The following is a 24,947-nucleotide window of genomic DNA, read 5'->3' on the forward strand; positions in this document are numbered from 1 at the left end:
TGCATGGTTCCCCAAGGGTTAACGGTCTGTGCCATTGCGGCACAGCCTGTTCGGGGACGGGACATGCAGCTTTATGTCTATGCCTATATTCTGGCCGGGTTGACGGGGCTTGTTTCGGCGGGCCTCGTGGGCAGCGGCTGGGCGCTTGTCTCTGGCGAGCGGCCGAATTTCCGCATGATGGCGCGTTTTGATGTGCTGACGCCGCTCAAGACCTTCGCCCTGTGCGCCTATGCGCCGCTGGGCGTTCTGCGCACCGGGCTGTGGTATTTCGATTTCAACCCCTTCGTGGCGCTGCTGATGCTGGTGCTGGGCTTGGGCTGGAGCTTTCTGCAGGGCGTGTTTATCCTCACCACCTTCCTCGGATACAGCTGACAGGATCGCCCCATGCCACTTTACGCGCTCGACGGCATTTCACCGGAACTGCCGGAGGAGGGGCGCTGCTGGGTGGCGCCCACCGCCGTGCTGATGGGCCGCGTGAAACTCGATTCCATGGCGAGCGTGTGGTGGAACGCCGTGCTGCGCGGCGACAATGAACTGATCCGCGTGGGCGAGAACAGCAATGTGCAGGATGGATGCGTGCTGCACACCGATATGGGCGCACCCCTCACCATCGGGCGCAACTGCACCATCGGCCATTCGGCGATCCTCCATGGCTGCACCATCGGCGATGGCGCGCTGGTCGGCATGGGGGCCACGGTGCTGAACCGTGCGGTGATCGGCAAGGGCTGCCTCATCGGCGCCAACGCGCTGATCCCCGAAGGCAAGGTCATCCCCGATGGATCGCTGGTGATGGGTATGCCCGGCAAGGTCATCAAGACGCTGGATGCGGAGGCGGTGGCGGGGCTGGTGAAATCCGCCGAAAGCTATGTACGCAACTGGCAGCGTTACGCGGCGGGGCTCCGGCAAATCTAGAATTTATGTTTTAGTTGGTTCGGCGGTTTCCTGGCGCGCGGCGATGATATCGTCCGTATCGCCCAGGAGTTCCATCATGGCTTTCCGCGCCGCGGTGGGGTCACCTGCGGCGATGGCGTTCACAACATTCTCGTGCAGGGTGATCGCCGACTCGGGCTTCGGATTGTGCCGCGAGGTGTAGTCGAACAGGTTGGCGAGCGACTGCTCGATCATGATTCCGAACGGCGCGAGGAGCTCGTTATTTGTGCCAGAGAGCAGGGCGCGGTGAAAATCGACGTCGGGCGAAATCATTTCTTCAGCCGAGCGCGCATCCCGCATGCCCTTGAAAGCATATTGCAGTGCAGCAAGCTGGCGGTCTGTGCGCTTCACGGCGGCGAGCGCCGCAATGCCCGGTTCCAGCAGCTTTCTGGCCTCCTGCGTCTTTTCCAGGAAGGCTTCGGGCGGCATGGCGGCGCAGTGCCAGGCGATCACGTCACGGTCGAGCAGGTTCCAGTGCTCGCGCGGCTCGACGGTCGAGCCGACCTTGGTGCGGGAAACGAGAAGGCCCTTTGCATTCAGCGTCTTGATCGCCTCGCGCACGGTGGTGCGGCTGGCCTTGAACATGCGTCCCCATTCCGCCTCGTTGGGCAGCAGCGTGCCCGGCGCATAGACGCCTCTGACGATGCGTTCGCCAATCACATTGGCGAGTTTCGCGTGCAGCTTCGCGGTTGATGTTGCACTGCGAAGACGGCGCGTGCGTTGTGTGCGTTTGCGGTGGGGCATGTAAGCTCCGATGAACTTTTGCAATTGTCATACAAATAATCGTTGAAAGCGAGTTTTTGCTGCACTAAGAGTCCCCGGCATGGCAGCGGGGCGGGCGCAAAAAAAGCCCGCCGCTGTTTTCATGAGGGAGGACTCTTACGTGATCAATCGCAGACATTTCATGCTCTCCACCGCAGGCGTGGCCCTGGTTGCCGGAAGCATTCCCGCTTTCGCCGACAGCAAGGGCCTGATCGGCATTTCCATGCCCACCAAATCCTCGACCCGCTGGATCTCGGACGGCGAGAGCATGGTGAAGGAATTCACCGCCATGGGATATGACACCGATCTTCAGTTTGCCGAAGACGACATTCCCAACCAGCTCGCGCAGATCGAGAACATGGTCACCAAGGGCGCCAAGGCGCTGGTGATCGGCGCCATCGACGGCACAACGCTCTCCGACATTCTCAAGAAGGCCCATGATGCGGGCGCCAAGGTGTTCGCCTATGACCGCCTGATCCGCGGCACGGCCGATGTCGATTACTATGCCACCTTCGACAACTTCAAGGTCGGCGTGCTGCAGGCCACCTCGCTGGTCGACGGCATGAAGCAGCGCTTCCCCAATGTGAAGCCGTGGAACGTGGAGCTGTTCGGCGGCTCGCCCGACGACAACAACGCCTTCTTCTTCTATGATGGCGCGATGAGCGTGCTGCAGCCGCTGATCGACTCGAAGGACATCGTGATCCCCTCGGGCCAGATGGGCATGGACAAGGTTGGCACGCTCCGCTGGGACGGCGCCGTGGCGCAGGCCCGCATGGATAACCTGCTCTCCGCCAACTACACCGACAAGAAGGTCAACGGCGTTCTTTCGCCTTACGATGGTCTGTCGCGCGGCATCATCTCCTCACTCAAGGGCGTGGGCTATGCGCCGGGCGCCGATATGCCGATCGTCACCGGCCAGGATGCAGAGCTGGCTTCCGTGAAGGGCATGGTGGCTGGCGAACAGTATTCGACCGTGTTCAAGGACACGCGCGAACTGGCGAAGACCGCCGCCACGATGGTGGACGCTGCGCTCTCCGGCAAGGACGTTCCGGTGAACGATACCAAGACCTACAACAACGGCGTGAAGGTGGTGCCGTCCAACCTGCTGACGCCCTACGCAGTCGGCAAGGACGACATCAAGAAGTATCTCGTTGACTTCGGGCTACTACACGCAGGCCCAGATCGACGGCTAAGGCCTGAAGCCGCAACACCATCATCCCGGCGGAAGCCGGACCCTTGAGGCCCTTGCGTCACGGGCCATTCGCCCTAAGCTGGCGGAAAAAGGGTTCCGGGTTCTAGCCGGGATGATTCTTGTCAATGGGTGTTTCCTGAATGCAGCCCATCCTTGAAATGAAGGGCATCACCAAGACGTTCCCGGGCGTGAAAGCGCTGACGGACGTGAACCTTGCCGTGATGCCCGGCGAAATCCACGCCGTGGTCGGCGAAAACGGCGCCGGCAAATCCACGCTGATGAAGGTGCTGTCGGGCGTGTACCCTTCAGGCACTTATGATGGCGCCATCGAATTCGAAGGCAAGGAACGCAAGTTCTCTACCATCGCCGATAGCGAGAACACCGGCATCATCATCATTCACCAGGAACTGGCGCTGGTGCCGCTGCTCTCCATTGCCGAAAATATTTTCTTGGGCCACGAGACGGCGAAATACGGCGTCATCAACTGGTTTGAGGCGTTCACGCGCACCCAGGGCCTCTTGAAGAAAGTGGGCCTCAACGAGCATCCCAACACGCTCATCACCAACCTCGGCACCGGCAAGCAGCAGCTTGTGGAAATCGCCAAGGCGCTGAACAAGGATGTGAAGCTGCTGATCCTCGATGAGCCGACATCGAGCCTGAACGAAACGGATTCCAACGCGCTGCTGGCCCTGCTGCAGGAATTCAGGGCGCAAGGCATTTCCTCCATCCTTATCACCCACAAGCTGAACGAGGTGATGAAGGTCGCCGACCGCATCACGGTGATCCGAGATGGCCGCACCGTGGATACGCTAGACACCTCTACCGCGAAGGTGAGCGAGGACCGCATCATCAAGGCCATGGTGGGCCGCGAACTGACGGACCGCTATCCGCCGCGCACCGCCAAGATCGGCGAGCCGGTGTTCGAGGTGAACAACTGGAGCGTCTATCACCCGCTGCACGCCGACCGGCAGGTGATCAAGAATGTGAGCTTCAATGTGAGGCGCGGCGAAGTGGTGGGCATCGCGGGGTTGATGGGGGCAGGGCGCACCGAGCTTGCGATGTCTGTGTTCGGCCATGCCTATGGCCAGAAGATCACCGGCGAGGTGAAGCTCAACGGCAAGGCGATCGACGTCACCTCCATCCCCAGGGCGATGGATGCTGGGCTCGCCTATGCCACCGAAGACCGCAAGACCTATGGCCTCGTGCTGATCGACAACATCAAGCACAATGTGCCGCTGGCCAATCTCGACGGCGTGTCGTCGAAGGGCGTGGTCGATGATGTCGAGGAGCTGCAGGTCGCCAACAAGTTCCGCAAGGATCTGGCGATCCGGAGTTCCAGCGTCTACCAGACGACCCTTAATCTTTCCGGCGGCAACCAGCAGAAGGTGGTGCTGTCGAAATGGCTGTTCTCGGGGCCTGAGGTGCTGATCCTCGACGAGCCGACGCGCGGCATCGACGTGGGCGCCAAATATGAAATCTACGGCATCATCAACCGGCTGGCCGAGCAGGGCAAGGCGGTGGTGGTGATCTCATCCGAAATGCCGGAGCTTCTGGGCATTTCCGACCGCATCTATGTCATGAATGACGGACGCTTCGTGGCGGAGATGGCGGCGAAAGAGGCCACGCAGGAAAAGATCATGCGGGCCATCATGAAATCATGGGAACATTGAGATGAGCGAAGCTGCAAGCCCCGCGCAGGTGAAGCCCGAACTCGGCCGCTTCATCAAGGCCAATATCCGCGACTATGCGCTGCTGCTGTCGCTGCTCGCCATCATGATCTTCTTCCAGTTCACCACCAACGGCACGCTGTTCAAGCCGGTGAACATGACGAACATCATCCTGCAGAACAGCTACATCGTCATCATGGCGCTGGGCATGCTGCTGGTGATCGTGGCGGGCCATATCGACTTGTCGGTGGGCTCGGTATCGGGATTCATCGGCGCCGTGGCTGCCGTGCTGATGGTGAACTGGAAGATTGATCCGTTCCTTTCGGCCGTTGCCTGCATTGCGCTAGGCGCGGCGATTGGCGGATTGCAGGGCTATTTCATCGCCTATTACAAGATACCGGCCTTCATCGTGACGCTGGCCGGCATGCTGGTGTTCAAGGGCCTGGCGCTCACCGTGCTGGGCGGCGCATCGGTGGGGCCGTTCCCGAAGGAATTCCAGCTTTTGAGCTCGGGCTTCATTCCCGATTTCATTGCCACCGCCTTCAACTGGACGGCCATGCTGATCGGCATCGTGGTGACGGCGCTGATCATCTATTTCAATTTCAAGGAGCGGCGCACGCAGGAAGTTCATGGACTGGCTGAAGAGCCGGATGTGATCTTCTATGGCCGCAACCTGCTAATTGCCGTCGCCTTCCTCGGCTTCTCCTATCTGATGGCCAGCTACAAGGGCCTGCCCAACGTGCTGATCGTGATGTTCGCGCTGATTGCGCTGTTCATGTTCATCACCACCCGCACCACCTTCGGCCGCCGCATCTATGCGATGGGCGGCAATGAAAAGGCGGCGAAACTCTCCGGCATCAACACCGAGAAGCTGACCTTCCTGATCTTCACCATCATGGGCGCGCTGGCGGGCCTCGCCGGGCTGATCTTCGCGGCGCGCCTCAACGTGGCGACGCCGAAGGCGGGCCTCGGCTTCGAGCTTGAAGTGATCGCCGCCTGCTTCATCGGCGGCGCGGCGACAACCGGCGGCGTGGGCAAGGTGGTTGGCGCGGTGATCGGCGCCTTCATTATCGGCGTCATGAACAACGGCATGTCGATCATGGGCATCGGCATCGACTGGCAGCAGGTCATCAAGGGCGTGGTGCTGATGCTCGCGGTGTTCCTCGACGTCTACTACAAGGACAAGGGCCGCTGATGTCTCTGACCCTCGCTCACGCGCAGACGATCATCCGCGAAGGTCTGGCGCATGGCCGGAAGGCCGCCATGATGCCGCTCACCATGGTGGTGCTGGATGCGCGCGCGGTGGTGATCGCTTCGGCTTGCGAGGACGGCTCCTCGCGCGGCCGCTTCGACGTGGCGCGCGGCAAGGCCAACGGCGCGCTGGCCTTCAACCGCAATTCGCGCAAGCTCGCCGAGATGGTGAAGGACTATTCGCATTTCCTGTCATCATCCGGTCCCCTGGTGGGCGGGCTGGTGCCGGTGGCGGGCGGCGTCATCATCCGCGATGCAGCCAATGCAGTGATCGGCGCGGTGGGCGTATCGGGCGACAGTTCCGACAATGACGAGGCCTGCGCCATGGCCGGCATCAAGGCCACGGGGCTTAACGCCGAAGGCGGCTGATTCCACTTCCCCAAAAAGGCGAAGCCGGCGCTGGGTGGGACAGCGCCGGCTCCTGAAGCCCGGTCTGGTGGGGGATGGGTGGGGACGCCGACCGGGCCTGTTCGAATTCCTCGTTATTTGCTCTTGCCGCCGGCCACATAGCCATTGGTGACGGGACGGTCCCTGGTGAGCGACACCCAGAGCCGCGGATCGCGGGCCGACTGGCGCTTCAGGAACGTGTAGTCCACGGCATTCCAGCGCAGCACTTCGTTGCGCCGGTTGTCGAGAATATAGTCGCCATCCGCCGTCGTAACGGTGAGCACGGCATGGCCTTCATGCTTCTCGTCCAGCACCACGGTGATCAGCAGCGCATCGGGCGGGAAGCCCAGGCCCAGCAGGTAGCGGCGCTTGAGGAGGACGTAATCCTCGCAGTCGCCCGCATCCGTCGGATAGGCCCAGTATTCCGGCTGGCCGTAGAGTTCCTGGTCCGACACCGGCGCGATCTTGTTGTTCACGTAGGTGTTGACCTGATAGACCAGATTCCAGCGTTCGGGAGACATCGCCAGATCGTCCGGCTTGCCGCCTGTCGGCTTGCAGTCATTCGGCTGGCGTGCGCAGAACTGCACGAAACCGATCGGGGGCAGGGCCTTGCCATATTCCGTGGCGTAGGCGCCTTTCGTTTGGGTCTCGTCCGGCAGTTGCGAGGCCGAAGCGCCCGCCGCTGTCATCAGAAACCCCATGATTGCCGCCCCCACAGCGGACTTGATGTTCATTTTGACGTCCCTGCCTTGTCTTATTCCCGCCACATTACCGACAGGACTTTGAGGCCGGGTTCAGGGCGGTGTCAAAGTTCGAAGCAAAACATCGTTAAATTTTAAACGATTTGTTAACCATAAGGGGGGGGCCGAGGGGCAAGGAAGCCGCCGCCAAACAGGGGTTGCGTAATCGGTAAGCCCCTGTTATTCACCGCGCGCTGCCGGTTCGGCATGCGGCCATGGCGGAATTGGTAGACGCACTAGCTTGAGGTGCTAGCGAGTAACATCGTGGAGGTTCGAGTCCTCTTGGCCGCACCATCTTTTCAAAAAATATACTGTGCTTCGTGGGTTTGGCCTGCCATGCACCATTCCAGACAGTTCTCCTTAAATTTTGCGGATCGGCTTTGACGATCTGTAAAGGTCTTCCACCTAGGAAACGTATTGCCCGGAGAAGCATCCTGCTTCATCTGGTGGAGACCTGTGATGGCCTGGAAGTCCTGCAAACTGTTGACGGCAATGCTGTTCGCCCTGCTTTTCGGCATGACTGGCCTGGCGCGGGCCAATCTCGTCACCAACGGCGGCTTTGAAAGCGGCAGCTTCAGCGGCTGGACGCTGACCGGCGACACCAGCTACACCACGGTGAACAGCGGCAGCAATGCCTATGCCGGCACTTATTATGGGTCGTTCGGTTCCACCAGTGGGCAGGCCTATCTGTCGCAAACCATCGTAACGACGATCGGCGCGAGCTACACTGTCTCGTTCCGGCTTGCCAATGTCGGCAACATCCTGGGCACCACCAGCCCCAATTCCTTCAGCGCCAGCTTCGGATCGTCGCTTGTGTCGATGACCAATTCCAAGGCGTTCGGCTACACGCTCTATACCTATCTGGTGACGGCCACCGCCGCGACGACGACGCTGCAATTCTCCTTCTATAACGTGCCCGGCTACTACCGCCTCGACGCAGTGAACGTGGATGTGGTGGCCGCCGTGCCGCTGCCCGGAAGCCTGCCGCTGTTAAGCGCAGGGTTGATCGGCCTCTGCTACATCGGCCGCCGCCGCGCCCAAAGCCTCAAGCCCCGCATCTGATCAATCGGAACGTCTTGATGCACGGTGCGCCCGCACTGGCGCGTGCGCTGGCCTGCGTGTAGACAAGCTGCCGGTCGCGGGCGTGGCGGAATGGTAGACGCAACGGACTTAAAATCCGTTATTCGCAAGAGTGTGCGGGTTCGAGTCCCGCCGCCCGCACCAACCTTAAAATCGCAGGCATCTAATGCCGCTTCGCGATTGAAATGGCCTCTAGGATTTCGTGATAGCGAGCTTGATCGATGCCGTTCCGCTGTTCATTCGCCAAGCGGCTCTTGTTATCTGGCCCCAAATAGATTGATGGCCGGTTTTTCGGGTCCTCAAACTGAATAAGTACGGGCATTCCCATCGAGTTTGCATACGCGGGTAATTCGTTCGCCAAAGCCCCTTCAACGCGCGGCTCCGCCGATCCATCATTCTCGTATAGTTCAAGATATCGTTGAAAAACCTGCCACGTGACTTCAACCCACGCCCCCCAAGCGAAATCATCAGATGTTCCGATGAACGGAATGGGAAAGAAGCCCCGGATGAAATAGCGCTCTCCGAATTGGCACAAATCTTCCGTGAATTTCGCCTTTTCTGCGCGTTCTTCTTCAGACAATGCCCATACGGCGTCAGGAAGCCTATAAGCGTAGTCAGTCACAAGCCCCAGATGTTCTTTTCCGCAAATTGAGCACATGAATTGATCCGGCAAGTTGGGCCTCATGCGGTTTACCATCATGGCTGATGGCGGCGTGTTAACCCTCAGCCTATTGCGGATACCAGTATTTCGCCACCGGCGCCTCGCGGTCGACGATCACGAACTGGTCGGCGAAGACGCGGTAGGGGTGGCTCCATTCGCCGTCCGGCCATTTGACGCGGATTTCCGCGCGCTCGGCATTGCCCAGCCCGAAATGCGTCCAGCCGATGTGGCCCGAGGCATGGCCGCCGCCCACATAGACCCAGCGGTTCATCGTGCGGTTACCGATCTTGACGTCGATCATCGCGCCGACGGCCATGCGGTTGCCGCCCGGCTGCCGCAATTCGACTTCCATCCAGTTGCCCATCGGGATGACGCGGCCATCGGGAGACTTGGCCCCGGTATTGCGGAAGACGCTGGTGGGCTGCCCGCGGTTGATCACCACGAGGTCAAGCATGCCATCCATGTTGAAGTCTGAGATCAGCGCGCCGCGCCCTTTGGTGGGAAGGCCGATTCCGGCCTCGCCGCCCGCCTCGGCGAAGCGCCCGTCCCATTGGCCGAGCAGCAGGTTGTCGGGATCGTCCTGGGCGAAGTCCTCCATCGCCTCGACGTTGCCCTTGGCGATATAGAGGTCGAGCAGCGTGTCATTGTTGAAGTCGGCGAACTCGCTGTGCCAGCCCGTGGAAGGCTTGAGGTCCTTGCCCATATAGGGCCGGTGCGCCGTGGCGCCGCGGTCGAAGGCGATATCACGGTAAACGGGGCTGAGCGCGTCGGCATCCGTGTCGAGCTTCTGGAGCTTGGTGTCGCCCATCGAGGTGAGCGCGTATTCCGGCGTCCCATCGGAATCGAGGTCGCCCTCGGCAATGCCCATTCCCCAGATCATCACATGGCGCCAGCCGTCGTTGCGGCCATAGAGCTTGGGCGGCTTGTCTTCCGAAACCTTCCACAACTGCTCTTCGCCGTTGCGGTAATATTGCCGGTCATTGGTGATGCGAAGGCTGGGTTCCCCCGATTTGTTCCAGTCGGTGAACAGCATGGAGAGGGCGCAGAAACCGGGCGTCAGTACGCTGGGCTGGCTGTAGGAAGGCTTGTCGCCCGCATCGGGGCGCAGCAGCACATTGTCGGAACAGGTGCCCCAAGGTGAACCTGGCGCGTTGCGGTCCACATAATTGCCGAAGGCCAGCGTGGGGAATGTCTTGCCGTTCTCCCACTCCGCCGAAAAGGCCGTGGTCCACTCATCGCCGCCGTCGAATTTCCAGTCGTCATTGGCCACGGTGAAGGTGCAGTTCGGCCCGCCTTTCAAAAGCACGTTCTTGCCCACGCGCAGCAGCGCCACATCGATGTGGCCATCGCCATCCACATCGAGGGGATAGGCACCGGTCACGTTCTCGGCCAGATTGCCGATGTTGAGGGCTGCCTCATGGAACTTGATGGCGCCGCCGGGCAGGCTGTCGTTCACGTAGAGCTGCGCCGGATTCTTGCCGCCGGCCAGGATCATGTCGGGCTTGCGGTCGCCATTGCAGTCAAAAGCAGCGCCGCCGCCGCCGACGAAAAACTCCCACGGACCGCCATACACATGGTTGACGCCCGCCGCGGCATGTTCCTCGGTCATCGCCGGAATGTCATTGGTGGGTTTGAGAGGCGCGTCATCCGCGGCCGCGGGCAGGGACAGCAGAGGGAGAAGGGCGAACCAGTATTTCATTTCGGGATCACCAGCGTCTTGAGGAAGGCGATGAGGTTCGAGCGCGTATCGTCATCGGCTTTCACGAAGGCGTCGCGCGCCGCGCGGGCCTCGCCACCATGGGCGCGGATCACCCCATCCAGGGTGGTGAAATCGCCGCGGTGGCCATAGGGCGCGGTCGAGCCCACGCCCCACAACACGGTCGTCAGGAAAACGTCGCGCTCCACGAAACGCTGGCTCAACAGTTCATTGCCGAAATCGGCCACGCCTTCGTCCACCACGGTGTGGCGCTTGAGGTCGCTGAACAGCGGGACCAGATATTCGCCCTTGTCATTGCGGGCCAAAGTTTTGGCAAAGGGCAGGGTGGCAAAATCAACGCTGATGGCCTGCGCCTTGTCGCCGGCCCGCAATGTGCCCGCCGCGTCATAAGGGCCGGGGTCCTGGAAGACCAGCGACTTCAGGGGAAGCGTGGGGCGATGACAGGCAGCGCAGCCGATCTCGGAAAACGTTTTTTCACCCTGAGCGGCGGCTGCCTTCCAGTTCTCCGGCAAATCCGTCCGCCGCACCGGCGGCGGCAGCGTGGCCATGAAATAGGTGATGGCGGAAACGTCGCCTTCGTCGACCTCGTTCTTGACGCCGTCGCCGTCAAAGTCGTCCGTTCCCGTCCAGCGTATGCCAAACCGCTCAATGGCTTCCATGCCCTGGTGCGTGTTCAGGGCATTGACGGTGAATTGCCGCAACGACGTCATCACGCCCTTGCGGCTGAACGGCCTGAGCACGAGATCGGTGTCGATGCCGTCGAGCTTGCTCAAGTCAACGCTGCCGTCGGGAGAGATGGTGAGTTCGCCGTAGGAGACGCCCTTACTCTCCAGCTTCACGGTGACGTCCTGGCCGGTGGCGCTCGCCTGCTTCAGCCCTGCAATGCGCTCGGCCTTCAGGTCGGCGGTGATCTCGCGCGCCAGCAGTTCAACGAGCCCGTCTCCGGTGAGCGTCACGGGATTGCGTTCGTTGGAGAACTGCGGGTCGACGGAATCGAAATCGGCAATATCAAAGCCTTCCGAGACGAAGGCGTTGGAGTTGAAATCCGCAGCCGCCCCGATCGAGGGATCGTTGTGGCAGCTTGAGCAGGCGGACGTATCCGGCCCGCTGGTGCGTTCGTGCGATGGCGTTTCGCCGCGCTTGCGCAAAGTGGGAATGATCGCCTGTGTCGCCTTCGGGCGGCCTTGACCGTCGGCGGGCGTGAACTTCGCTGTGAACAGCGTGCGCCCGCGTTCGACAAGCGCCGGAAAGTCCTTCTGCGAAAGCGTCAATGCTTCCGCGAACGACAGGCTGTGCCCGACGACTTTCTCCGACCACGGCGGATCGCCTGCGATGGCCGGTCCGGCCGCCAGTGCAATCAGCACCGGCATCATGAGCCTCGATGACATCTGGGTCCTCCCGGCAGGCATATTGTTGTTTTTCCTTATTCCTAGCGCGCGCGGTGAAGAATGCAATCGCCAGACGGTGTGCATTGCAGCATGTCCCCGGCCTCACCCTGTCCATTCTGCCGCCCAATATTTATCGCAATGCCTTGCGAATTGACTCATGCGGGGGCGCCACATAGCATGTTCGATCAATCATCCTTGCACGGAGAAATTCCATCATGGCCCGCCTTTTGACCGCCCTTGTTTCCGCTGCGGTGCTTTCCACGGCAATTGCCGCTCCGGCGTTGAGCGACACCAGCCAGCCCAAATACACCAAGCTCAAATCTACCTCGGTCCTGAAGAAGAAAGCCGGCTACTGGACGGAATGCAGCTACTCCGCCGTGGGCGAGAACTGCTACACCGTGTATATGCGGCCGCGCACGCCGGAAGGCGGCGTCAAGGGCTTCGCGCCGCTCAAGGCTAACAGCAAGACAGTCTTGAAAAAGAAGCAGGGCTATTACGTGGAATGCAGCTATTCCGGCCTCGGCGAGAATTGCTATTACGTTTATGCCACCACGAAGAAGCCCAAGTAGTTCCCCTTGCGTGATTGAACGCCTCGCCGCCGGCTCGCCGGAGCAGGAGTTCTGCGCACGATGGCGTCACGAGGCGTTCCTCAAGGACGATGGATTTTCCGTCGCCGACAGCTATGACCAGTTGCAGACGCTCGCCACCACGGATGACGCGCTGCAAACGGCGTTGATCGCCCGTGTGGATGGCGCCTGCGCGGGCATCGTGCTTCTGGTGCGCGAGGAGATTGACCCGCTTCACGACGTGTCGCCATGGCTGGCCAGCCTCTATGTCGATCAGGCCCATCGGCGGCGCGGCGTGGCGCGGGCACTCATCGCCGCCGCTGAGGCGCATGCCAAAAGCCACGGCGTGAAGCGGCTTTATCTTTATACCGTTGATGCGCAACCCCTCTATCTCAAATGCGGCTGGACGCTCAGGGACAGCGTAACACAGCACGGCAGCCCGCTGCATCTCATGAGCCGTGATCTCTAACGATTTGCCATGGGGCGCTGCGGAAGCTAAATTTCCGTATGCCTTACATTGAGCTTCTGATCGTTGCGCTTCTGATCCTCCTGAACGCGCTCCTCGCCATGTCGGAAATGGCGCTGGCCTCCTCAAGGCCCGCCAAGCTGCGCGCCTTGGCTGACGATGGCGTTGCGGGGGCGCGCTCGGCGGTGGCGCTGGCGGGTGATCCCGGCCGGTTTCTGGCCACCGTGCAATTCGGCATCACGCTGATCGGCGTGCTGGCAGGCGCCTTTTCCGGCGCCACGCTGGGCGGCCGCGTCAGCACCTGGCTTGCAGGATATGGCATGCCGGAGCGTTTCGCGGAGCCTGTAGGCTTCGGGTTGGTGATCGGCCTCATCACCTATTTTTCGCTGATCGTCGGCGAACTGGTGCCGAAGCAGATGGCGTTGCGGAATCCCGAGCGCATCGCCTGCCTCGTGGCGCACCCCATGTCGTTGCTGGCAAAAATCGCCTCGCCCATCGTCTGGCTGCTCGACCGCTCGGGAAAGCTGGTGCTGGCGCTGCTGAGGCAATCGGGCGGCAAGGACGAAACCGTCACCGATGCCGAAATTCACGCGCTCATCGCCGAAGCGGAAACGGCGGGCGTTCTGGAACCGGAAGAGCGCCAGATGATCACCGGCGTCATGCGGCTGGGTGACCGCTTGGTGCGCGCCGTGATGACGCCGCGTGCCGATGTGGCGATGATCGACATTGATGAAAAGCCTTCCGCCCTTGCAAAACAGATTGCCGACAGTGGCCATTCCCGTTTCGTCGCCTGGCAGGGCACGCCTGACAATGTGGTGGGCGTGCTGCAGGCCAAGGACATCGCCACGGCGCTGCTGAAGCGCCGCGCCCTCAATCTCAAATTGCTGGTGCGCGAGGCGCAGATCATTCCCGACAATCTCGACGCGCTTGATGTCGTAATGCGCCTCAAGGAGTTGGAGGTGCATTTCGGGCTGGTCTATGACGAATACGGCCACTTCGACGGCATCGTCACGGCGGCGGATATTCTGGAAGCGATCGCCGGCGCGTTCCGCCAGGAGGGGACGCCCGAAGATCCCGACATCATCGAGCGCGACGATGGATCGCTGCTGGTCTCAGGCTCCACCAGCATCGAGGCGCTGGCGGCCAAAATCGGCATCAAGGTGCCGGAGCGCAGGGGCTACCAGACCGTCGCGGGCTTCGTGCTGGAAAAAATGGGCCGCATCCCGTTGGCCGGAGAGGCCTTCGAGGCGCAGAGCTACCGCTTCGAGGTGGTCGACCTCGACGGACACCGGATCGACCGCCTCATCGTGTCGAGGCTCGCGCAGCGCCGCCGCGCGGCACGTCCGGCCTGATCACATCCTATTTCGACAGGCGCACCACCGAAAGCGATTTGCCGATTTCTTCAAAGGCGGCCTCCAGCGCTTCCTCATTCCCGGCGTCGAAGTAGTTGTCCGTACTGGTGGCGCAGGCCTGGAGCATGTCCTGCGTCGTCTTGTCGTCGATCTGGAAGGCAATGGTGTAGAGCGTCATGCCCTCGGCCTTCGCCACCTCGCAAGCCTCTGCAAGCAGCTTGTTGGACAGAGTGCCATCCGTGCCATTGTGATAGGGATATTTGGGCGAGCGTGTATTGGCGCCGTCGGTCATCAGCACGATGGCCTTCACCGCCTGCTTGGTCGCCGCATCTGCCTTGGTCATGCCTTCGGAGTAGGGATCGTCATGCGAGAGCGCATACATGCCCCATGTCAGCCCGGTAGCGATATAGGTTTCGCCGGATGCGGTGAGCGCGTTGATGCCTGCCGTGATGGTGGAATAGCTGCTGGTGAGCGCCGTGATGGCGGGCGGGCAGGAGGTGTTGAGCAGGCCCGGAACCTTCGAGGTGTCGAAGCTGCCTTCCCGCAGGCTCAAGGGGTAACTGCGCGAACCCACGCAGCCCGTCCATTTGTAATTGGTCGTCTGGTTGCCACAGCTTTGATAGGGCGTGCCGTAGACATAATCGCAGGTGGTTGATGTGCAGGAATAGGGCACACCGTCATTGTAGCAGGTGGTGGTCTTCTTCACGCAGTTCGACTTGCTGATCACCGGCGTCACGGTGCTGCACACATATTTGGTTGTGGAGTAGTCGTCCTTCACGTCAAGCCACGGCTGGCCGCGCTTGTCGGTGCCCACGTTTACATAATTGGCGAAAGGAACGATGGCCATTTTCGCGGTGCCGGCGGAATTGTCCTTGAGCAGCGTATTGGCAAGATTGGTGGCGGACGTCTTGAGCGTCGCCAGCTTGCTGCCGGACATCGAGCCTGTCACGTCGAGCGCCAGCGCCAGTTCAACAGGCCGCCCCGCGCCGAAGACCGATTGCGCGCGCACATCATGAATCATGGTTTTCTGGCCGAACAGATACATGAATGTCGTCGGCTGAATCCCCTGCAAATCGATACTGAAGGTCTTGCTGCCCGAATCCCCGGTTGTGATGTCGAGATCGACGGACGCGAGATCGATGTCGGACGGCACGTTGCTGTTGATATAATCCTTGGCAATCTTCAGAAGGTCCGCCTTGGTCGAACCGGATACCTCTTTGGCGTGCATGGTGGCAGCCAGCAATGCCCCATCGGTGATCGTTTGCAGCTTGGTCTGGCGAAGATAATAACGCCCGAAGTCGATGGCGGCGCCCGCCGCGGCCATGATCGTCATGATCGAGAGGGCCAAGACAATGGCGATATTGCCGTTCTGTGCCTTGCAAAAACGGGCCACGGATGAAGGCAAACTGTGCATGAAAGCCTCTTGATGTTCCAGACGAAGGAACTCGCTTAAATGCAAACCCTTTCGATAAGCTTGGCCGGAACGGTGAAGCGAAAGTTGCCGGAATGAACGGCATTTGAAATGCATTTACCGTAAAACACACAACAAGGCCTTGCGCACATTCGCAAAATCCGTTTGAGAGGCTGCATGGCTGATCTTCAACAGGACGGGGAAATCCGCGACGAATGGGGCGGCATTGATGCGGCCTACGCGGAAAAAGTGACCGCGGCGCTGGCGTCTTCGGACGCCAAGGCGGCGCGGGCGCTGACGCGCGACCTGCATGCCGCCGACCTCGCCGACCTCATCCAGACGCTGGATCAATCTGATCGCGTGGCGCTGATCGCCGCCCTCGGCCGCAACTTCGATGTGGAAGCTCTGGCCGAACTCGACGAGACGGTGCGCGACGAGTTGATGGAGGTGCTGCCCAACGAGGTGATCGCCTCCGCCATCAAGAAGCTCGACACCGACGACGCGCTCTATCTCATCGAAGACCTCGACGAGTCCGAGCAGCAGGACATTCTGGCCAAGGTGCCGAAGCAGGACCGCGCGGCCCTGTCGCGCGCCCTCGATTATCCGGAAAACACCGCCGGCCGCCTGATGCAGACGGAGTTCGTGGCGGTCGCGCAGTTCTGGACGGTGGGCAAGACCATCGACCACATCCGCGGCGAGAAGGGCATCCCCGATGATTTCGTGGAAGTCTATGCCGTCGATCCCGCCTATCAACTGAAGGGCACGGTGCCGCTGGCGCGCCTGCTGAGGAGCCCCCGCGAGCGCAAGATCGAAGACGTGATGGATGAGGAGCACACCGTCTTCAAGGTCACCGACGAGCAATCCGAGGTGGCCTACAAGTTCGACCAGTATAACCTCGTCTCCGCCGCCGTGGTGGACGAGGCGGGGCGCCTTGTCGGCTCGCTGATGGTCGATGACATCGTGGACGTCATCAAGGAAGAGGCCGAGGGCGACCTGCTTCATTTGGGCGGCGTGGCGGCGCAGGAATCGATTTCCGATACGGTCGTCACCATCACCCGTTCGCGCTTCACCTGGCTCCTGATCAACCTCGCCACCGCCGTTCTTGCTTCATGGGTGATTTCGCTGTTTGACGGCACAATCCAGAAAATGGTGGCGCTGGCGGTGCTCATGCCCATCGTGGCTTCGCAAGGGGGCAATGCGGCCACGCAGACCATGACGGTGGTGGTGCGGGCGCTTGCCACGCGCAATCTGGGGCCATCCAATGCGGTGCGCGTGACATATCGCGAAGTGGCGGTGGGTCTCATTAACGGCTTCATCTTCGCCATTCTCATCGGCACCTTCGCCTGGTGGTGGTTTGGCGCGGAATCGCTGGGTGTCATCATCGGCGCAGCGATGATCATCAATCTGGTGGCCGGCGCGCTGGGCGGGATTCTCATTCCCATCATCATCGACTATTTCGGCATCGACCCCGCCGTGGCCTCCGGCGCCTTCGTAACGACGGTGACCGATGTGGTGGGTTTCCTCGCCTTCCTCGGCCTCGCCTCGATCTGGCTGGTGAAATAGGGTGGGGCAGGAGCCCCTTGATTTGGCCATGGTTTCCGCCTAGAAGCCACGGCAATCCCTTCATATTCCAAGGAGCACACGAGCCTCATGGCGCGCGTCACAGTTGAAGATTGCATCGACAAGCTGCCGAACCGCTTCGAGCTGGTTCTGCTTTCCGCCCACCGCGCCCGCATGGTGTCGCAGGGCGCCCCCATCACGGTTGACCGTGACAACGACAAGAACCCCGTGGTGGCGCTGCGCGAGATCGCCGACGAAACCATCGTGACCGAAGACCTCCGCGAGGAATTCATCCACGCCATGCAGAAGCATGTCGAGGTGGATGAGCCCGAGCCCACCGAAGTGCCGCTCATCCAGCAGTCGGGCGACATGGTGATGGTGAACGACGAATCCGGCGATCAGCCCGATTTCGAGCAGATGACCGAGGAAGAACTGCTGCGCGGCCTCGAAGGCCTGCCGCCCGCCGAAAGCCCGGGCAGCCAGCGCAACGGCTACTAAACCATCCACATTGCAAGAGTTTCAGGCCGGACCACTCGCGTCCGGCCTTTTTTGTCGTAAGTTGCTGCCATTATGATGCGCCAATACGAATTGGTGGAACTGGTCACCAAGTATGACCCTGACGCGAACGAGGACCTCCTCAATCGCGCCTATGTCTATGCCATGAAGGCGCATGGCAACCAGAAGCGGGCCTCCGGCGAGGCCTATTTCAACCATCCCCTCGAAGTGGCGGCCATCCTCACGGAAATGAAGCTGGACGACGCCACCATCGCGGCGGCGCTGCTTCACGATACGGTAGAAGACACCGAAGCCACCCAGCAGGAGATCGAAGAGAAGTTCGGCCCCGAAATCGCGTCGCTGGTCGATGGCCTCACCAAGATTGCCAAGCTCGATCTGGTGACGAAGGAAGCGACTCAGGCGGAAAACCTGCGGAAGCTCCTGCTTGCCATGTCGAAGGATGTGCGCGTCCTGCTGGTGAAGCTGGCCGACCGGCTGCACAACATGCGCACGCTGCACCATGTGAAGCCGGAAAAGCGGCTGCGCATCGCCCAGGAAACCATGGACATCTATGCGCCACTGGCCGGCCGCATGGGCATGCAGACGGTGCGCGACGAACTTGAGGACATCGCCTTCAAGGTGCTGAACCCAGAGGTTGACCGTATCATTACCGAGCGCCTCAAGACGCTGCACGAGGAAAGCGGCGACGTGCTGCGCGAGATCGAGCAGGCGCTCACCGCCAAGCTGGGCGAAAACGGCATCAAGGCGGAAGTCTATGGCCGAGAGAAGCGGCCCTATTCGATCTGGCGCAAGATGGAGCGCAAGCTGCTGTCGCTGGGCCAGCTTTCGGATATTTTTGGCTTTCGGGTGATCGTCGGCACGGTGGACCAGTGCTACCGCTCGCTGGGCATCGTGCATCGCACCTGGCGCGCCGTGCCGGGGCGCTTCAAGGATTATATCTCGACACCCAAGCAGAATGACTACCGCTCCCTCCACACCACTGTGATCGGCCCCCACCACATGCGGGTGGAAATGCAGATCCGCACAAGGCTGATGCATGAAATCGCCGAGCGGGGCGTGGCCGCCCATGCTCTCTACAAGGACGCGCCGGATGCCAAGGAAGCGCTCGACGGCTTCCGCCAGCCCGCCGCGGAATCCAATGCCTACAGATGGTTACGCCATCTTGTTGAAATGTTGCAGGAAGGCGAGAGCCCCAAGGAATTTCTCGAGCACACAAAGCTCGAACTGTTCCACGATCAGGTCTTCTGCTTCACGCCCAAGGGCCAGCTGATCGCTCTTCCCAAGGGCGCCACACCCATCGACTTCGCCTATGCCGTCCACACCTCGGTGGGCGACAGTTGCGTGGGCTGCAAGGTGAATGGCCGCCACGCACCGCTGGTCACCGAGCTGGAAAATGGCGACGAGGTGGAAATCATCCGCTCGGACGCGCAGGTGCCCCCCGCCGCATGGGAGGGATTGGCCGTCACAGGCAAGGCCCGCGCCGCCATCCGCCGCGCCACCCGCGTGGCGGTGCGCAAGCAATATGCCGGGCTCGGCCGCGAGATCGTGGAAAAGCTGCTGGCCAAGCAGGGCATGGATTATGTCGAGAAGGAAGTGGCCGCCGCCATTCCGCGCCTCGGCCACAAGAACCTCGATGACACGCTGGCCGCCGTGGGGCGCGGCGAGCAGACCGGCCTCGACGTACTGCGCGCCATGGGTGTTACGGTCGACGATGCGCAGCTTCGTGAATCGCGCCGCAAGATGGCTTCGCGCAAGACCGAGGGAAATGATGAGCTTTCAATCCCGGTGCGCGGCGTCACCCGCACCACCGCGCTGAAAATCAACCCCGGTACGGGTGCCGTGCCCGGCGAGCGCATCGTCGGCATCGCCACGCCGGGCGAAGGCATCATGATCTATCCGATCTTCGCCAAGGCGCTGGAGCAGTTCGACAACCATCCCGAACGCTGGGTGGACCTGGCATGGGACGCCACCGCCAATGATCAGCTTTTCCCCGCCCGCATTGCCGTCACCATCCTGAACGAGGTGGGGTCGCTGGCGCAGGTGACGCAAGTGATCGGCGAGCAGGGCGGCAACATCGATGCGCTGCGCATGCAGGCCCGCGAGGGCGCGCGCGACTTTTTCGATCTCGACATCACGGTCGAGGTGCACGATCTCAAACATCTGAACCACATCATGGCGGGCTTGCGCACCAAGGCGCTAGTGAGCGACGTCACGCGCGTTACGGGGTAATCCATGCTGACACAGGACCAGATTCTCGCCGAGTTCCGCGATGCCGGGGCCTTGCTGGAGGGGCATTTCATTTTGTCTTCGGGCCTCCACAGCCCCGTGTTCCTGCAGAAGATGTTCATCTTCATGGATCCGCCCCGCACCGAGCGCCTGTGCAAGGCGCTGGCTGAAAAGGCCAAAGCCCGGTTCGGCGAGATCGACTATGTGGTGTCGCCCGCCGTGGGCGGCATCGTGCCGGGCTATGAAACGGCGCAGGCATCTGGGCGCCAAGGCCTTGTTCGTGGAGCGGGAGGAGGGCAAGTTCACGCTCCGCCGCGGCTTCACCATTCCGGAAGGTGCCCGCGTGCTGATGGTGGAGGATATCGTGACCACCGGCCTCTCCTCGCGCGAATGCCTCGCCGCCATCGCCGAGCATCCGGGGAAGATCGTCGGCGCCGCCTGCCTCATCGACCGCTCCAACGGCAAGGCCGATCTGGGCGTGCCGCTGGTGGCGCTGGCGAAGCTCGACATCCCCGCCTATCCCGCCGATGCCCTGCCGCCCGAGCTTGCGGCACTTCCCGCCACCAAGCCCGGCAGCCGGGGCCTCAAGAAATGATCATCGGCCTCGGCAACGATATCGTCGACATAAGGCGGATCGAGAAAACGCTGGAGAAATATGGCCGGCGTTTCATCGACAGGCTTTATACCGAAACCGAGATCCGCAAGTCGGAAACGCGGGCGGCGCGCGCCGCCTCCTATGCAAAGCGGTTCGCCGCCAAGGAGGCGTGTTCCAAGGCGCTCGGCACCGGCTTCCGGCGTGGCGTGTTCTGGAAGGATATGGGCGTCATGAATGAGCCTTCGGGGAGGCCCACCATGGTGCTGACGGGCGGCGCCGCTGCGCAACTGGCGCGCATCACCCCGCAAGGCCATGCCGCCCGTATCCATCTGACAATCACCGATGATTTCCCCTATGCCCAGGCCATCGTGATGATCGAGGCGCTCCCTCTCACCTAGGGGGTGTGTTCCCCGCGCAACAGTCCCCAAGCTTGAAGCTAGCCGCGTTGCAACGCACATAGGGGCCATATATACGGCGAAGAAGTGGATGGCGCAGGCGCGGAGCGGTCCGGCATGCAGAAGAGAGACTATGTGATGGCGGCAAGACCCGACGCACGGCGCAAGCCGGATGAAGGCATTTGGGAAACCGTCAAGGTCATCATCCAGGCGCTGCTGATCGCCTTCTTCGTGCGTACCTTCCTGTACCAGCCGTTCAATATTCCTTCGGGCTCAATGTATCCTACTTTGAAGGTAGGAGATTATCTTTTTGTTTCAAAGCTTTCCTATGGATACGGGAAGTATTCGTTCAACTTCAGCCTGGGTGCCTTCGGGCACGAGGTGAAGTGCTGCTCGTTCATCGATTTTCCCGGCCGCATCATCTTCCAGAGCACCCCAAAGCGTGGCGACATCGCGGTGTTCAAGAAGCCGTCTGATACGGACGTCGATTATATCAAGCGGGTGATTGGTCTGCCTGGTGACCACATTCAGATGCGGGATGGGGTGATTTTCCTGAATGGAGTCGCAGTCAAAAAGGAACGCATACAGGATTACGTGAATCCTGATCCTGAATCTGAACCGTACAATACGCCTACAGGATCGCCGGTGCCGCAGTTTATGGAAACGCTTCCCGAAGGCGTCCAATATCGCGTGCTGGATTTCCGTCCTGACGGTGCGCTCGACAACACGCCTGAGTTTGTTGTCCCGCCCGCGCATTATTTCATGATGGGTGACAACCGGGACAATTCTTCCGACTCCCGCGATCCGTATGGCGGCGTCGGCTATGTGCCCATCGAAAATTTCGTGGGCCGCGCCGATATCATCTTCTTCTCGATTTCTCCCGAGGCGCGGCTTTGGGAAGTGTGGATGTGGCCCTTCGAAATCCGCTGGAGCCGCTTCTTCAACATTCTCTGAGCGTCTGGTGGTCCGGTTTTCCGCCACGCGCTACGACGAGATTGCCCAGCGGCTCGGCTACCGTTTCATCGACAAGGCGCTGCTGCGCCACGCCCTGACGCACGCCAGCACGCGCAATGCATCCGATGACTATGAGCGGCTGGAATTTCTGGGCGACCGCGTGCTGGGGCTGGTGATTGCCGAGGAACTGTTCCGCCTCAATCCCGATCAGCGCGAAGGCCACATGGCGGCGCGCCACAGCCAGCTTGTGCGCGGCGAAACCTGTGCGGAAGCAGGCCGTACGCTGGGCCTTGGCGAATTCCTGGTGATGGGGGCAAGCGAACGCAGCAAGGGCCTAGCGCTTAACGGCACGGTGATGGGCGATGTGGTGGAGGCGCTGATCGGCGGCATCTATCTCGACGGCGGCCTTGAAGCGGCGCGGGGCTTTGTCCTCCGCAACTGGAAGCCGATGATGGAGAAGCCTTCGGGCCATGAAAAAGATGCCAAGACCTTCCTGCAGGAATGGGCGTTGGGCCGCGCGCTGCCCATCCCCGCCTACCGCGTGGTGAAGCGCGAAGGGCCGGAACATGCACCCGTCTTTGACGTGGCTGTGGACGTGGCGGGCCATCTGGCAGCCGAAGGCACGGGCAAGAGCAAGCGCATTGCCGAACAGGAAGCGGCCTCGCACTTCCTGCAACGGGAAAAGATCAGGCAATGACCGATACACTGACCCACGCCGGCTTCTGCGCCATCATCGGCGCGCCCAATGCGGGCAAGTCCACGCTCGTCAATCAATTGACCGGCGCCAAGGTGGCGATCGTCAGCCACAAGGTGCAGACGACGCGCGCCAGGCTCCGCGCCATCGTGATGGAAGGGCAAACCCAGATCGTGCTGGTGGATACGCCCGGCATCTTCAATCCCCGCCGCAAGCTCGACCGCGCCATGGTGGAAAGCGCCTGGGGCGGCGCGGGCGAGGCCGATGCCGTGGTGGTGTTGATCGACGGCCGCACCGGCATCACCGAGGATGTGTCGCGCATTCTCGATGGCCTGAAGGCCGCGAAGGCAAAGGCCGCGCTGGCCATCAACAAGATAGACTTGATCCCGCGCGAAAAACTCCTGGAGATTTCAGCGAAGATCAACGAGGCGTTTCCCTTCGACGCCACCTTCATGGTGAGCGCGCTCAAGGGCTCTGGCACCGATGATCTCCGCCGCTGGATCGCCGCACGCATGCCGGCGGGGCCATTCCTTTATCCCGAAGACCAGGTGGCGGATGTGCAGTTGCGCTTCATGGCCTCCGAGATCACGCGCGAGAAACTCTACAACCGCCTGCATGATGAACTGCCCTATGCCTCAACCGTCGAGACTGAGAACTGGGAAGAGCGCAAGGACGGCTCGGTGAAGATCGATCAGGTGATCTATGTCGAGCGTGACAGCCAGAAGGCCATCGTGCTGGGCAAGGGCGGGCAGACGGTGAAGATCCTCGGCCAGCAGGCGCGCGAAGACATGGAAAAATATTTCGAGCGCCGCGTGCATCTCTTCCTGTTCGTGAAGGTGCGCGAGAACTGGTCTGACGATCCCGAGCGCCTGCGCATGATGGGCCTTGACGTCTAGGGCCATTGCATGGAGTGGCGCGACGAGGCGATCATCCTGTCCGTCCGCCGCCATGGCGAGACGAGCGCCATCGTGGAGGTTCTGACGGCGGATCATGGCCGCGCGCTGGGGCTGGTGCGTGGCGGGCGCTCGCGCGTGCAGCGGCCCATCCTGCAGCCGGGCAATCAGGTCACCGTCAAATGGCGGGCTCGGCTCGAAGAGCACCTGGGCAATTTCACCTTTGAGCCGATTTCGCTCCGCGCCGGGCCGATCATGGAAGAGCCGTTCCGGCTGGCGGGCCTTTCCACGCTCGCCGCCCTGTCGCAGCTACTCCCCGAACGTGAGCCGCATCGCCGCATCTATGATGCGCTGCTGGTGATCCTCTCCGGGATCGAGCAGGACGATGTGTGGCCGGCCCTGCTGGTGCGCTGGGAGATGGGGCTTCTCGATGAATTGGGCTTCGGCCTTGATCTCGCGGCCTGTGCCGCAACCGGCCAGCGCGACGATCTGGTCTATGTCTCGCCGCGCACGGGCAGGGCAGTGAGCCGGGACGCGGGAAGCCCCTATCATGACCGCTTGCTGCCGCTGCCCGCCTTCCTCCGTGCCCCCGCCGCGGCCACCCCTGATGACATTGCCGACGGCCTTCGGCTGACCGGGCATTTTCTGATGCGCCATATCTTCGAGCCGCGCGGGCTGGAACCGCCCGAGCAGCGGCAATGGATCATCCGCGCGCTGGCCGAAAGGCCGCATTGAGTTTTAGAGTGCTTTCCGTCATGCCCCCCGCGTGAAAGGTGAACCATGCTAGGACGATTGAACCATGTGGCGATTGCGGTGCCGAACCTGGCCAAGGCCACGCGCGTCTATCGCGATGTGCTCAGCGCTAGCGTATCCGCGCCGCTCACCTTGCCGGAACATGGCGTGACGGTGGTGTTCGTCGAACTTCCCAACACCAAGATCGAATTGCTGGAGCCTCTGGGCGAGGACTCTCCCATCGCGGCGTTTCTTACCAAGAATCCATCCGGCGGCATGCATCACCTGTGCTACGAGGTGGATGACATCGCGGCGGCGCGCGATCAACTGGTGAAGGAGGGCGCGCGCGTGCTGGGGGATGGCAAACCGAAAATAGGCGCCCACGGCAAGCCGGTGCTGTTTCTTCACCCCAAGGATTTTTGCGGCACGCTGGTGGAACTGGAGCAGGCATGAGCACCGGAAGCATGATCGCCATCTATTTCATCACCTGGTGGCTGTGCCTGTTCGTGACGCTGCCCTTTGGCGTGCGCAATGCCCATGAAGCGGGAGAAACGGTGGGCGAGGGGCACGAGGCGGGGGCGCCCGTAGCGCCCATGATGTGGCGCAAGGTTCTGGCCACCACGCTTCTCTCTTTTGTCGTGTTTGGAATTGTCTATGGCATCGTGGTGAAGCACTGGATCACCTTCGAGGACGTGCCCTTCATCAACACGCTGCCGAAGGTCTGACCGAAACAGAAAAAGCAGAGCCGGTGGCTCTGCTTTTTCCGCTTAGACCTTGGTTTCCTTTCCTCCCGTCCGTTTTCGGATCAGGCG

Annotated in this window: 25 protein-coding genes, 2 tRNA genes and 2 pseudogenes; 23 read left to right on the top strand and 6 right to left on the bottom strand. The window is 61.4% G+C overall.

The genetic code is table 11. From position 1 onward, the window contains the following. Positions 1-63 precede the first annotated feature (63 nt). Positions 64-372: a DUF6949 family protein gene (locus QM694_RS02560; protein ID WP_415005384.1), complete on the top strand. Its 309-nt coding sequence runs from the start codon at positions 64-66 to the stop codon at positions 370-372. A 12-nt stretch (positions 373-384) separates the two neighbouring features. Then, positions 385-912 (top strand): gamma carbonic anhydrase family protein, encoded by a 528-nt coding sequence (locus QM694_RS02565; RefSeq protein WP_415005385.1) that lies wholly within the window; start codon positions 385-387, stop codon positions 910-912. A gap of 3 nt (positions 913-915) precedes the next feature. Here QM694_RS02565 and QM694_RS02570 read toward each other — a convergent pair whose 3' ends face one another. Then, positions 916-1,674 carry a FadR/GntR family transcriptional regulator gene (locus QM694_RS02570; protein WP_415005386.1) on the bottom strand — a complete coding sequence of 253 codons (759 nt, stop codon included), beginning with the start codon at positions 1,672-1,674 and terminating at the stop codon, positions 916-918. Positions 1,675-1,834: 160 nt separating this feature from the next. Between QM694_RS02570 and chvE the strand changes: the two are divergent. The 4 genes and pseudogenes from chvE (at position 1,835) to QM694_RS02590 (ending at position 6,171) form a co-directional block, all read left to right on the top strand. Next, positions 1,835-2,885: pseudogene (gene chvE / locus QM694_RS02575) on the top strand (multiple monosaccharide ABC transporter substrate-binding protein). A 148-nt stretch (positions 2,886-3,033) separates the two neighbouring features. Then, entirely contained in the window at positions 3,034-4,554 is a 1,521-nt protein-coding gene (gene mmsA, locus QM694_RS02580; RefSeq protein ID WP_415005756.1) for a multiple monosaccharide ABC transporter ATP-binding protein, read from the top strand. A 1-nt stretch (position 4,555) separates the two neighbouring features. Continuing rightward, a complete protein-coding gene (gene mmsB / locus QM694_RS02585; protein ID WP_415005387.1) occupies positions 4,556-5,746 on the top strand; it encodes a multiple monosaccharide ABC transporter permease in 1,191 nt (396 codons plus the stop codon). Then, a complete protein-coding gene (locus QM694_RS02590; RefSeq protein WP_415005388.1) occupies positions 5,746-6,171 on the top strand; it encodes a GlcG/HbpS family heme-binding protein in 426 nt (141 codons plus the stop codon). Before mmsB ends, QM694_RS02590 begins: the two co-directional genes overlap by 1 nt. Positions 6,172-6,284: 113 nt before the next feature. Here QM694_RS02590 and QM694_RS02595 read toward each other — a convergent pair whose 3' ends face one another. Continuing rightward, a complete protein-coding gene (locus tag QM694_RS02595; RefSeq protein WP_415005389.1) occupies positions 6,285-6,923 on the bottom strand; it encodes a transglutaminase-like cysteine peptidase in 639 nt (212 codons plus the stop codon). Between the two features lie 215 nt (positions 6,924-7,138). Between QM694_RS02595 and QM694_RS02600 the strand changes: the two genes are divergently transcribed. The 3 genes from QM694_RS02600 (at position 7,139) to QM694_RS02610 (ending at position 8,153) form a co-directional block, all read left to right on the top strand. Then, positions 7,139-7,223 (top strand) — tRNA-Leu (locus QM694_RS02600). 165 nt (positions 7,224-7,388) lie between these two features. Next, positions 7,389-7,991, top strand: coding sequence for a hypothetical protein (locus QM694_RS02605; RefSeq protein WP_415005390.1), 603 nt, complete (start codon positions 7,389-7,391; stop codon positions 7,989-7,991). 76 nt (positions 7,992-8,067) lie between these two features. Beyond that, a tRNA-Leu gene (locus QM694_RS02610) sits at positions 8,068-8,153 on the top strand. A gap of 19 nt (positions 8,154-8,172) precedes the next feature. Here the strand turns inward: QM694_RS02610 and QM694_RS02615 are convergent. The 3 genes from QM694_RS02615 to QM694_RS02625 are packed head-to-tail and all read right to left on the bottom strand — an operon-like array spanning position 8,173 to position 11,775. Then, on the bottom strand, positions 8,173-8,682 hold the full coding sequence (locus tag QM694_RS02615; RefSeq protein WP_415005391.1) for a DUF2199 domain-containing protein: 510 nt from the start codon (positions 8,680-8,682) through the stop codon (positions 8,173-8,175). Between the two features lie 55 nt (positions 8,683-8,737). After that, on the bottom strand, positions 8,738-10,369 hold the full coding sequence (locus QM694_RS02620; protein ID WP_415005392.1) for a CRTAC1 family protein: 1,632 nt from the start codon (positions 10,367-10,369) through the stop codon (positions 8,738-8,740). Next, a complete protein-coding gene (locus tag QM694_RS02625; protein ID WP_415005393.1) occupies positions 10,366-11,775 on the bottom strand; it encodes a di-heme oxidoredictase family protein in 1,410 nt (469 codons plus the stop codon). Before QM694_RS02625 ends, QM694_RS02620 begins: the two co-directional genes overlap by 4 nt. A 215-nt stretch (positions 11,776-11,990) precedes the next feature. Between QM694_RS02625 and QM694_RS02630 the strand changes: the two genes are divergently transcribed. Genes QM694_RS02630 through QM694_RS02640 form a run of 3 tightly spaced genes read left to right on the top strand, consistent with a single transcriptional unit; the run spans position 11,991 to position 14,159 of the window. Beyond that, on the top strand, positions 11,991-12,344 hold the full coding sequence (locus QM694_RS02630) for a hypothetical protein (protein ID WP_415005394.1): 354 nt from the start codon (positions 11,991-11,993) through the stop codon (positions 12,342-12,344). A gap of 10 nt (positions 12,345-12,354) precedes the next feature. Further along, positions 12,355-12,810, top strand: a complete 456-nt coding sequence (locus QM694_RS02635) for a GNAT family N-acetyltransferase (RefSeq protein ID WP_415005395.1) — start codon at positions 12,355-12,357, stop codon at positions 12,808-12,810. 38 nt (positions 12,811-12,848) lie between these two features. Next, entirely contained in the window at positions 12,849-14,159 is a 1,311-nt protein-coding gene (locus QM694_RS02640) for a hemolysin family protein (RefSeq protein WP_415005396.1), read from the top strand. A 7-nt stretch (positions 14,160-14,166) separates the two neighbouring features. On the opposite strand, the gene QM694_RS02645 is transcribed toward QM694_RS02640, so the two are convergent. Then, entirely contained in the window at positions 14,167-15,573 is a 1,407-nt protein-coding gene (locus tag QM694_RS02645; RefSeq protein ID WP_415005397.1) for a pilus assembly protein TadG-related protein, read from the bottom strand. Between the two features lie 174 nt (positions 15,574-15,747). On the opposite strand from QM694_RS02645, the gene mgtE reads away from it, so the two are divergent. From mgtE to QM694_RS02700, 11 genes and pseudogenes are all read left to right on the top strand, one after another. Further along, positions 15,748-17,133, top strand: a complete 1,386-nt coding sequence (gene mgtE / locus QM694_RS02650; protein WP_415005398.1) for a magnesium transporter — start codon at positions 15,748-15,750, stop codon at positions 17,131-17,133. 87 nt (positions 17,134-17,220) lie between these two features. Beyond that, complete coding sequence (gene rpoZ, locus QM694_RS02655) at positions 17,221-17,628, top strand: DNA-directed RNA polymerase subunit omega (RefSeq protein ID WP_415005399.1); 408 nt, start codon at positions 17,221-17,223, stop codon at positions 17,626-17,628. 72 nt (positions 17,629-17,700) lie between these two features. Beyond that, on the top strand, positions 17,701-19,875 hold the full coding sequence (locus QM694_RS02660) for a RelA/SpoT family protein (protein WP_415005400.1): 2,175 nt from the start codon (positions 17,701-17,703) through the stop codon (positions 19,873-19,875). 6 nt (positions 19,876-19,881) lie between these two features. Further along, positions 19,882-20,467, top strand: a pseudogene (gene pyrE, locus QM694_RS02665) (orotate phosphoribosyltransferase). Continuing rightward, a complete protein-coding gene (gene acpS, locus QM694_RS02670; protein WP_415005401.1) occupies positions 20,464-20,865 on the top strand; it encodes a holo-ACP synthase in 402 nt (133 codons plus the stop codon). The pseudogene pyrE and the gene acpS overlap by 4 nt, the downstream one beginning before the upstream one ends. Positions 20,866-20,979: 114 nt before the next feature. After that, a complete protein-coding gene (lepB, locus tag QM694_RS02675) occupies positions 20,980-21,816 on the top strand; it encodes a signal peptidase I (protein ID WP_415005402.1) in 837 nt (278 codons plus the stop codon). Positions 21,817-21,823: 7 nt separating this feature from the next. Next, positions 21,824-22,513, top strand: a complete 690-nt coding sequence (gene rnc / locus QM694_RS02680) for a ribonuclease III (RefSeq protein ID WP_415005403.1) — start codon at positions 21,824-21,826, stop codon at positions 22,511-22,513. Next, the gene (era, locus tag QM694_RS02685; protein WP_415005404.1) at positions 22,510-23,406 is read left to right on the top strand and encodes a GTPase Era; all 897 of its coding nucleotides are present in this window, start codon (positions 22,510-22,512) and stop codon (positions 23,404-23,406) included. The genes rnc and era overlap by 4 nt, the downstream gene beginning before the upstream one ends. A 9-nt stretch (positions 23,407-23,415) precedes the next feature. Beyond that, the gene (recO, locus tag QM694_RS02690; RefSeq protein ID WP_415005405.1) at positions 23,416-24,138 is read left to right on the top strand and encodes a DNA repair protein RecO; all 723 of its coding nucleotides are present in this window, start codon (positions 23,416-23,418) and stop codon (positions 24,136-24,138) included. A 45-nt stretch (positions 24,139-24,183) separates the two neighbouring features. Then, the gene (gene mce, locus QM694_RS02695; RefSeq protein ID WP_415005406.1) at positions 24,184-24,588 is read left to right on the top strand and encodes a methylmalonyl-CoA epimerase; all 405 of its coding nucleotides are present in this window, start codon (positions 24,184-24,186) and stop codon (positions 24,586-24,588) included. Further along, on the top strand, positions 24,585-24,860 hold the full coding sequence (locus tag QM694_RS02700; protein ID WP_415005407.1) for a DUF1467 family protein: 276 nt from the start codon (positions 24,585-24,587) through the stop codon (positions 24,858-24,860). Before mce ends, QM694_RS02700 begins: the two co-directional genes overlap by 4 nt. Positions 24,861-24,947 lie beyond the last annotated feature (87 nt).

Source organism: Aestuariivirga sp., assembly GCF_047602625.1.
Classification (GTDB): domain Bacteria; phylum Pseudomonadota; class Alphaproteobacteria; order Rhizobiales; family Aestuariivirgaceae; genus Aestuariivirga.